This is a genomic window from Sphingobacterium sp. UBA7253 (genome assembly GCF_002472745.1).
Classification (GTDB): domain Bacteria; phylum Bacteroidota; class Bacteroidia; order Sphingobacteriales; family Sphingobacteriaceae; genus Sphingobacterium; species Sphingobacterium siyangense.
In genome coordinates this window covers 1-9,839 of the sequence record NZ_DKSP01000165.1, presented here as the reverse complement: position 1 = coordinate 9,839, position 9,839 = coordinate 1, and the positions used below count along the sequence as shown (strand labels likewise).

General features: G+C 40.8%; 9 protein-coding genes. 4 read left to right on the top strand and 5 right to left on the bottom strand.

What is annotated here, in order from left to right; translation table 11 throughout:
- The first annotated feature begins 106 nt into the window (after positions 1 to 106).
- Positions 107 to 565, top strand: coding sequence for an Lrp/AsnC family transcriptional regulator (locus tag B2X72_RS16985; RefSeq protein ID WP_046675839.1), 459 nt, complete (start codon positions 107 to 109; stop codon positions 563 to 565).
- Between the two features lie 76 nt (positions 566 to 641).
- Here B2X72_RS16985 and B2X72_RS16980 read toward each other — a convergent pair whose 3' ends face one another.
- The 3 genes from B2X72_RS16980 to yihA all read right to left on the bottom strand — a co-directional run bounded on the left by B2X72_RS16980 (position 642) and on the right by yihA (position 3,900).
- Positions 642 to 2,318, bottom strand: coding sequence for a PNGase F N-terminal domain-containing protein (locus tag B2X72_RS16980; protein WP_145327464.1), 1,677 nt, complete (start codon positions 2,316 to 2,318; stop codon positions 642 to 644).
- Positions 2,319 to 2,398: 80 nt separating this feature from the next.
- Positions 2,399 to 3,253 carry a UbiA-like polyprenyltransferase gene (locus tag B2X72_RS16975; protein WP_120334694.1) on the bottom strand — a complete coding sequence of 285 codons (855 nt, stop codon included), beginning with the start codon at positions 3,251 to 3,253 and terminating at the stop codon, positions 2,399 to 2,401.
- 17 nt (positions 3,254 to 3,270) lie between these two features.
- Positions 3,271 to 3,900 (bottom strand): ribosome biogenesis GTP-binding protein YihA/YsxC, encoded by a 630-nt coding sequence (yihA, locus tag B2X72_RS16970; protein WP_075991997.1) that lies wholly within the window; start codon positions 3,898 to 3,900, stop codon positions 3,271 to 3,273.
- Between the two features lie 305 nt (positions 3,901 to 4,205).
- On the opposite strand from yihA, the gene B2X72_RS16965 reads away from it, so the two are divergent.
- Together B2X72_RS16965 and B2X72_RS16960 are read left to right on the top strand one after the other, a co-directional pair.
- On the top strand, positions 4,206 to 5,141 hold the full coding sequence (locus tag B2X72_RS16965) for an ABC transporter ATP-binding protein (protein ID WP_145327465.1): 936 nt from the start codon (positions 4,206 to 4,208) through the stop codon (positions 5,139 to 5,141).
- The gene (locus B2X72_RS16960) at positions 5,134 to 6,459 is read left to right on the top strand and encodes an ABC transporter permease (protein WP_145327466.1); all 1,326 of its coding nucleotides are present in this window, start codon (positions 5,134 to 5,136) and stop codon (positions 6,457 to 6,459) included. The genes B2X72_RS16965 and B2X72_RS16960 overlap by 8 nt, the downstream gene beginning before the upstream one ends.
- 143 nt (positions 6,460 to 6,602) lie before the next feature.
- Here the strand turns inward: B2X72_RS16960 and B2X72_RS16955 are convergent, their stop codons facing one another.
- Entirely contained in the window at positions 6,603 to 7,130 is a 528-nt protein-coding gene (locus B2X72_RS16955; RefSeq protein ID WP_286733645.1) for an Mpo1-like protein, read from the bottom strand.
- A 141-nt stretch (positions 7,131 to 7,271) separates the two neighbouring features.
- Between B2X72_RS16955 and B2X72_RS16950 the strand changes: the two genes are divergently transcribed.
- Entirely contained in the window at positions 7,272 to 7,925 is a 654-nt protein-coding gene (locus tag B2X72_RS16950) for an HAD-IA family hydrolase (RefSeq protein WP_286850828.1), read from the top strand.
- 121 nt (positions 7,926 to 8,046) lie between these two features.
- Here the strand turns inward: B2X72_RS16950 and rny are convergent, their stop codons facing one another.
- Positions 8,047 to 9,600 carry a ribonuclease Y gene (gene rny, locus B2X72_RS16945; RefSeq protein WP_286850826.1) on the bottom strand — a complete coding sequence of 518 codons (1,554 nt, stop codon included), beginning with the start codon at positions 9,598 to 9,600 and terminating at the stop codon, positions 8,047 to 8,049.
- Positions 9,601 to 9,839: the final 239 nt, after the last annotated feature.

Below are 9,839 nucleotides of genomic sequence, written 5' to 3'. Positions count from 1 at the left end.
ATACATCATCATAATTTCAATAAAAATTAAATTAAAAGACATAAAAACCAATAAATAATTCAGAACAATAGCGTATTTTTACAGCCGTACCGAAAATATTCAGATTATGGAATTGGATGAAATCGATGTAAAATTATTGCGCCTCCTACAGCAAGATGCCTCAATGAGTAACAAAGCCCTATCCTTTGAACTCAACAAATCTATTGCAGCTGTTCATGAACGTGTTAGAAAGCTAAAGCGGTTGGGTTACATCAAAAAAACGGTGGCAATTTTGGACCGCCACAAGATAGGCATTGGGTTAATCTCATTTTCCCAGGTTTTTCTCAAGGCGCATACGTTTGAAGTATTGAATGAATTCGAAAAAGAGGTGGCTAAATTCCCGGAAGTGATGGAATGTTACCAAATGGCAGGCTCTTACGACTTTATGTTACGTATAGCAACCAAAGATATGGATGCTTATCATATTTTTCTGCGGCATCGACTGGCCGTATTACCTCAAGTAAACACCGTACAGACCTACTTTGTATTATCGGAGACAAAAAGCGAGACGGCCTACCCCCTTTAATCTTTGTCTTAAAAACGAAGGAATATTGCTGTCATGTGCAATAGCATTATTGCACATGACAGCAATGAAAAACTAATTAATCGAATAACAAGGTACCCGTCACATTCCAGCTGCTGAAACTTGTTCCTTCAGGCGCTCCCTGTGGGATCTGTACCTGCATCGTATGGTCTCCAGCTTTTAAATCCCCCAGATCAATGTAGATCGGCGGTGTTACTGTACCTGGACACCAATTGGAGCGACTCAGATCGGATGAAGACAGCCCTGTAGCAAAATTGCCTGAAGCGGGGTTCGATAAACGATACGAACCGCAATCATTGCGCCAAGGGGTGTATTTAAAGAGCAATGAATCGTTTAGGAAAATGCGGTTTTCTTTAGGCACAAACTCATCACCATTGCCCCAGCCTCCATGCCCTGTGGTAATGTAGCGTAATTGCACATTTTTAGCATCCTGGTCCAAATGAAATGAAACAGTAAGACCTTTCTCCTTATCAAACATAGATCCGTACTCCTGACCGCCCATTTCCATGACATTGGTCGTCGTAAATAAAGACATCGTCTTTTTCAGACTGCCTTTTGACTCGGCATCGAATCCCGGATGTATCGTCAGCTCCACACTCACCTCATGTCCATTTTTATCATAGTTACCAATGAAGGCACCCACATAGACCTCCTGCTCGCTCAACATACCGGCCAATTCGGTTACGTCCTGACGGTACAGCACCGAGTCTTGCCAAACCTTATCCTTTAACTGAAGATAGTTAAACTGCTTAACACCAAAAGGTGTAAAGAAACGCATCAATTCAACAATAGGCTCAAAGGATGCTGTTTTTACAACCCCTTGATAGGCTTTACCATTGCCATTTTCATACTTAGGAAGGGTACCCATACCATTTTTCATGCCATCCAAAAAGCTCTGCGCCTTGTTGGTGGGGATGATAAAAACTGATCCAGTACGATCATAGGCATCACCTTTCGATTGTTCGACCAACTGCACAAATACATTGTCGCTTGTCTTTATTTTTGGGATTTTCACCTTTTTTACCAAAACTGTCCCATTAGCAAAACGCAAAATAGAATCCGACTTTACACCATCCGAAAAACGTATACTCTCCTTCCGAAAAACAGGTATTTGGATAAAACGGTTCTTCCAGATAAGATCTTTATAGGAAAGTTCATCGTAAGGTTTTTCAGTTCCTTTCAGCCTCAGTTGATCCGGTATAGTCTTTACCTTTTCTACTTTGGTGGCAAAGGTACGTGTATTCCCATTGCGGATTACCTCGAGTACCAAACCAAGGTCCTGACCAAGTTCCGTGGGTGCACCTTTGACCCCTAATTTATCGGTATACCAAACTTCTATTTTATTGGAATTGATGCTCGTCTCCACTTTTTTACAGGGATAGCCCAAGATTGTTTTAGTCTCGTTTGTGGCGTTAAATTTTTGTTTCGAAAGTGCGAGCGAATCTTTGGTTAGAATGATTGATCCGTCTTTGAGTTTAGCAATTTTAAGTAAGGCATTGCCTCCAGAACGCTCCACCACAACCCGTTCGTATGGCGGCGCCAACTGTCCGTTCATTTCTTTTGCCGAACTAACAAAAGTCTCCTTTTCATTGGCATAGACTAGAATGGCATTTTGATTGGCAGCTGTATTCCCATTGAAACTTTGATTATATTGAATGACATAATTCGACAGCTTTTGCGCCTGCGAAGACAATGACAAACATAAAATAGACTTAAAAAGAATACTTTTCTTCATAGCATGTGTATTGGTTTAGATGCAAAAATAAGAAAGGCTTTAGGAATTCCTAAAGCCTTTCTTATTTTATGCTAAAACGTTTATTTGATCAACCAGATATCCAAGAGGTAAAATACCGCAAAAATCACCGAGGCATAACCATTTGTTGTCATAAAGTCGCGATTGACCCGACTTAAATTAGTCGATGAAAACAGGGTATGCTGGTAAATCAGCAATGCCCCATAAAAGGCCACACCTAAATAATAAATCCAGCCTACCGGCATCAAAAATGCTGGTATTAAAATAAATATAAAAGAAAACACATGCAGGCATTCCGAAACGCGCATAGCTCCCTTCGTTCCTAACCACACGGGTATAGAATTAAGATGATTTGCCCGATCAAAGGCTTCGTCCTGCAAAGCGTAAATAATATCGAAGCCACTCACCCAGGTCAACACAGCGAAACCATAAAGTACCGGAACGGTCGCAAATTGACCTGTAATAACCATATATGCGCCTATTGGAGCCAATCCCAGCCCTGCTCCCAATACAAGATGGCATAAGGGTGTTATGCGCTTTGTATAGGAGTAAAAAAGCACGACAAAAAGTGCAATGGGCGACAACATAAAGCAAAGAGAATTGATAAAATACGTCGCTGCAATAAAAATCAGGCAATTTACCAGCGTAAAAACCAATGCATTTTTAGCGGAAATTTTTCCGGCAGGAATATCACGCATGGCCGTTCTTGGATTAATGGCATCAATATCTCTATCCAGATAACGATTGAATGCCATGGCAGCATTACGGGCCGTCACCATACAAACGAGCATCAAAACCAATAATTTCCACGAAAAGGCATAGTCCGTTGTGTGCAATGCCAAAAAGAAGCCAATAAAGGCAAATGGCAATGCAAATACACTATGGGCAAATAAAACTAAGGACAAGTATTTTTTCATCTGAACTTAAAATCTAGCTAAAACTGTTCGTTTCCGTCGAGTTCAGGGCGAACAAATCGGCCATTAACTTCATCGATAGCTTCTAAAATAGGCTCATGACCCATTTTCTTCTCCGCTGACGTTAGGAAAATCGGCGGCACCTCCTCAAACCATTGGAGCAATGATTTTTTAAATTTCGCAATATTCGCATCGGATTTAACAGTCGATTGCTTATCGGCTTTGGTGAAAACCAACATAAATGGTAAACCGCATTCGCCCAACCAATAGCAAAAATCAAGATCAATCTTTTGTGGTTCATGACGGCTATCCACCAACACAAAAACACATTGCAAATTGTCCCGATGGGTAAGATATCTCCGGATGAACTTTTCCCATTCATTACGACTTGTTTTAGAGGCCTTAGCAAAACCATAACCTGGCAAATCCACCAAATACCATGTATCGTCGATGATAAAATGATTGATCAACTGCGTCTTACCAGGTTTTTGGGAGGTCTTGGCAAGTCCTTTCTTGTTGGTCATTGCATTGATCAACGATGATTTACCGACATTTGAACGTCCGATAAACGCATATTCCGGCAAATTAGGTGCAGGTAATTTGTCAACTCTCGTGTTACTGCACACGAATTCGGCTTTTTTCACTTCCATGGAACAAAGGTACGTTAAATGAATCCCTTTGACAAGATTTGTACGGCTTCTATTCCATAAAAAAGCTCGACTTCCGATTTTATGGGCAGGATAATAAAATGTCCCTAATTATTTTTAACTTTCACTACAAACGATTAGTCAAACGAATAAACGTATTCCGAAGCGAAAATATGCATAAAATTTTTCAGGGATGCTGTAACAATTCAGCCGTACAAGATACTAACTACATAAATAAACGTCAGTCTTTGGAAAAAAAGCAATGTTCTTAAAAACCCAAAGAACGAATAAATTAAACCTTAAAATAGATGTTACTCGAAATCAATCATGTCACCAAAGATTACGCCAATCACCGTGCATTGGACGATGTATCCATTCAAATCCCAAAGGGTAAGATTTTTGGGCTATTGGGGCCAAACGGGGCGGGAAAAACATCCCTGATCCGTATTATTAACCAAATTACCGCCCCCGATTCCGGCGAAATTCTGTTTAATGGCGAACCCTTGGGCCCACAGCATATTGCTCAAATCGGCTATTTACCCGAAGAGCGGGGTTTGTACAAAAAAATGAAAATCGGTGATCAAATGTTGTATTTGGCGCAGCTTAAGGGGCTTTCCAAGCGAGAAGCCTTAACACGCATCCGAGATTGGTGCCAACGCCTGGACATCACATCCTGGTTAGACAAAAAAATAGAAGATCTGAGTAAAGGGATGCAGCAAAAAGTACAATTTGTCGCTACAGTCATTCACCAACCACAATTGATTATCTTAGATGAGCCCTTTTCGGGATTTGATCCCGTAAATGCCAATATCATAAAAGAACAGATTCTCCGCTTAAATCAAGAAGGTGCGACCATTATATTTTCCACACACCGCATGGAGACTGTGGAAGAGCTTTGCGATAATATCGCTCTCATCAACCGATCAAAAAAAATACTGGATGGTTCTGTACAAGCGATTAAAAAAGAATACCGAAATCAAACCTATCGATTGGAATATACAGCAAGCGAAGATAATTTTCTTCTGTCCGACGACACCCTATTTGAGGTCATCACGTCAACAAAGAATGAAAAAACATACATCACTACAATTCAGCTAAATAACAACAGCCATATCAATGATGTATTAATGCGTTTCATACCCCAAATACAGCTCAATCAACTCATTGAAATCGTTCCCTCCATGGCGGATATTTTCATCCAAAAAGTCACACAAGTCTCACCCACAGCTAACGATCATGCATAAAATATTACTTATCATCCAACGGGAATACCTATCACGTGTCAAGAAAAAATCTTTTATTGTCATGACTTTTGCCGTGCCCCTGTTCTTTTTCGCACTGTATGCAGGCATGTTTTATCTGACAAAAAAGAGCTTCAAAGATTCGCACACCGAAGTCTTTATTTTAGATGAGCAAGGCGACTTTGCCAGCAAACTCCAAAGCAATAAAAATGTAAGTTATACCATATCCAAATTGGACCTCCAGGCTCAAAAAGCGCAGCTTACACAAAGCGAAGGAAAACAGTCGATCCTTTATATTCCAAAAGATATTTTAACAAGCGAAAGAGCCGAACTGATTACCGGCGGCAAGACAAGTTTTGTCACACAGGAGATCATTAGCGGCCAGTTGGAAGAAATCATCCGTGAAAAGGAATATAAAGCCAAGGGAATCGACCTGCAGATTATCCAGTCCATTAAACCCAAAGTCACCATCGATGCAAAAGAAATAACAGCAGACGGTGAAGAAAAGAACAGCAATACAGCCATTGCAATGGGGCTTGGTGTCGCTTTGGCTATCTTAGTATACCTATCGCTGTTTCTCTATGGTGCCCAGGTAATGCGTGGTATTATCGAAGAAAAGAGCAACCGTATCATCGAAGTCATTATTTCCTCGGTCAAACCCTTTCAGCTCATGATGGGTAAAATTGTTGGGATCGGTATGGTTGGACTGACACAATTTGTCATGTGGCTAGTGCTTACAGGAGGCTTATTTATCACAGCAACGCTCCTATTTGTCAATCCTCAGGATATGCAGGAGGTTGCCGCAAGCCAACCTGGAGCCGGTAATATGAGTACCGTATCAAAAGCAATGGCCCAGAATGATTCTGCTTCTATCCTTACTTCGATCCAAAGCTTTAATTTCACGGAAGTCATCATTTTCTTCTTTCTGTTTTTTATTGCCGGATATCTGCTGTATAGTGCTATTTTCGCTGCTGCTGGTTCAGCTGTCGACAATGAAACAGAGGCCAATCAGTTTTCAATGCCCATTACCATGCCTTTGCTATTGACCTATATTCTTTCTTTTGGCGTCATTATCAACGATCCCAATGGACCGATTGCAACATGGTTAAGCTTTATTCCATTCACCTCTCCCATCGCTATGCTCGTTCGCATACCTTTTGGTGTACCCCTATGGCAGATTCTGACCTCATTGACCTTGCTCATACTGACCTTCTTATTTGTGACCTGGGTTGCTGCCCGCATCTATCGTGTCGGTATTTTGATCTATGGTAAAAAAGCAAGTCTCAAAGAAATCATCAAATGGTTCAATTACAAAAGCTAGCTGTATTCTGAACCAGCTGTGCATAACTACAGCAACATAAAAAGGGCCAAATTGCAAGCAATTTGGCCCTTTTCTTTTATCTACAAGCATCCCGATTAGGCTACGATTATAAATAGTACAATCAGCACCTAAAAACAGCTCAGTTAATATCTTAAATTCAATTTTTTAAAGACAAAATGCCACAACCATATCGGTCCGACAAGTAAAAACTGTAGAAACTGCTGTCCTGTAATTTTCTTCTTTTCCTTTCCCTTACCGATAAACAGCGCGGCAATAGCTAGCAATGCGATTCCCAAACACACCCAGATGACAGCCGGGCCACCATTCTTTTGTGCGTATTCCAATTGCACAATAAAGAAACTCATGCCCCCGATAGAGAATAATATCGCATAGGACAACGTTGCAGACAGCTTTAAATAATAGTAAATGACAATAGCAATGAAGAAAGAGCCCCAATTCAAAAAAGTATGCCAATTGAGTTTGACCAAGAACTCGAACTGTGGAAATGGGATCATCCAGATGCAGCCCATGATACCAAAAAACAATAATGGTAAAAAGATGGCTTGAATCAGACGGTTGGTCGGATCCTGAAAATTAGCATCCAGCTCCGCAAAATACTTATCTACGGGACGTAAAGGTTCGACTTCTTGAACTTTCTTCTTTTGTTTCATTCGGCAAATTTAACAAATATTGGGCATGCCTTAGGCCTTAAAGATGATAATATTCCTTATTTTTTGGTCTGCTGCAGGTCATTATATGCTTTCAGGAGATACAAACTCGCTTACTCCTATTCTATTCCGTAATATTGCAGCATGAAGTCTTACAAAAATATCTTATTTGATCTGGACGGAACCCTGACCGACCCCGCAGAAGGAATTACGAAATGTATTGCCTATGCCTTGGAATCCAAAGGCATCCATACAGCAGATCTGAATAGCCTCAAACCCTTGATCGGCCCGCCCCTTAAAGATTCTTTCATACATACCTTTGGATTTGAGGAAAGCGAAGCTATTGCCTGTGTAGAAAAATATCGGGAACGCTTTTCAACCATAGGGCTGTATGAGAATATCCTGTTTGATCGCATACCCGAGCTTTTAGCATTGCTGAAAACAAAAGGGTACAACATCTACCTTGCGACCTCCAAACCCGAAATTTTCGCCCACAAAATATTACAGCACTTTGCTATAAATACCTATTTTGATTTTGCGGGTGGAAGCGCTTTGGACGATTCCAGACCGACCAAAACCAGTGTCATCCAATATGTCATGGAAAAGGCCAAGTTAACACGTCCACAAGACTGCCTCATGATCGGAGATCGCAAACATGATCTGATTGGTGCCCGAGAAACAGGCATGGATGCTATTGGTGTACTGTATGGCTATGGTAGCCAAGCCGAACTCGAACAGGAAGATCCGACCTATCTATTGGCTACGGTGACAGATCTGATGGAATTTTTCCGATATTAAGTCCATCCTTTGGAGAATGGAATGGCTGAAATGATCAAGTTGAAGGAAAAACGTGTAGAATTGCATAAAAAAAGCTCCAAACAAAATGTTTGGAGCTTTTTTTATAATGGATCCTTAGGATCTATTTTGCGTAAGACACTGATCTTGTCTCACGAATTACAGTTACTTTAATTTGCCCTGGATAAGTCATTTCCGTTTGAATACGGTTAGAGATATCAGCAGCTAGTATTTCCGACTGTGCATCAGACACCTTCTCACTCTCAACGATGACACGTAGCTCACGGCCAGCTTGTATCGCGAAGGTTTTCTCAACCCCAGGATACGATAAAGCCAAATCCTCCAACTCTTTTAGGCGCTTGATATAACTTTCCACAACCTCACGACGTGCGCCCGGGCGTGCACCAGAGATCGCGTCACAAGCCTGAACAACCGGAGATATTAAGGCAGTCATTTCGATCTCATCATGGTGAGCACCAATTGCATTACATACATCAAGGTGTTCCTTGTATTTCTCTGCAAGTTGCATCCCTAAAATAGCGTGTGGCAACTCCGGATTATCATCAGGCACTTTACCTATATCGTGTAGTAATCCAGCACGTTTCGCATGTTTAACATTCAGACCTAGTTCTGCCGCCATTGTTGCTGCAAAATTAGCTACCTCACGCGAGTGTTGTAAAAGATTCTGTCCGTAAGACGAACGGTAACGCATACGCCCTACCATACGAATCAATTCGGGGTGCAAACCATGGATTCCCAAATCGATCGCGGTACGTTCACCAATTTCAACGATTTCATCCTCTATTTGCGTCCTTGTCTTAGCAACAACCTCTTCAATACGTGCCGGGTGGATACGACCATCTGTTACCAAACGGTGTAAAGCCAAACGCGCTATTTCGCGACGTACGGGATCGAAACCAGATAGGATAATTGCTTCAGGTGTATCGTCTACAATGATTTCTACGCCTGTTGCAGCTTCCAATGCACGAATATTACGACCTTCACGACCAATAATACGACCTTTGATTTCATCATTTTCGATATTGAAAATTGAAACCGTATTTTCGATTGCAGATTCTGTAGCAGTACGTTGGATGGTCTGAATAACAACCTTTTTCGCCTCTTTAGTCGCCGTCAATTTGGCCTCATCCACAATATCTTTGATTTGAATCATCGCTTGTGAGCGGGCTTCTTCGCGCAACGAGTCCACCAATTGATTTTTTGCTTCGTCAGCAGTGACGCCAGCGATACTTTCCAATTGCTTAATCTGTTGTAATTTGAGCGTTTCTACTTCTTCAGATTTCTTTTCATTCAGTTCAACCAATTTATCCAATTGCTTTTTCTTGGTATCCACATCTTGCTTATCGCGATTGATGTTTTCAAGCTTTTGGTTAATTGACTGTTCTTTTTGTCTTAACGTATTTTCCTTTTGGTTGATGGTATTGTTACGTTGATTGACTTCCTTTTCGTGTTCAGATTTTAATTGAAGGAACTTTTCTTTGGCCTCTAATAGGCGTTTCTTTTTAATATGTTCCCCTTCCTGCTCTGCATCTTTCAGTATGCTATTTACCTTATCCTTGGCTTCCTGCTCTTGTTTTTTAAATAACAGAACCAATAGATAACGACCTATAACAACACCAACAATCAGAGAAATTATGCTATAAATTGCGATGTCCATGTATGTATAATTGTATTATTTATGTTTGTTTTTATTAATTATATTCAAATTCCAGTAAAATCATCAATCAGCCTGCCCCCTTACCTTTGGTATGCGCCAACTCAGTAGCGATCCCGATAAGTGCATCAGTACTTCATGACAAAAAAAAACCGCAATTAAATTTAAACAGGTCTCATGTATTATTAAACTTCGTGATTACATAATTAGGCTTAGATTATGACCCAGATGGCTTTCGCAAA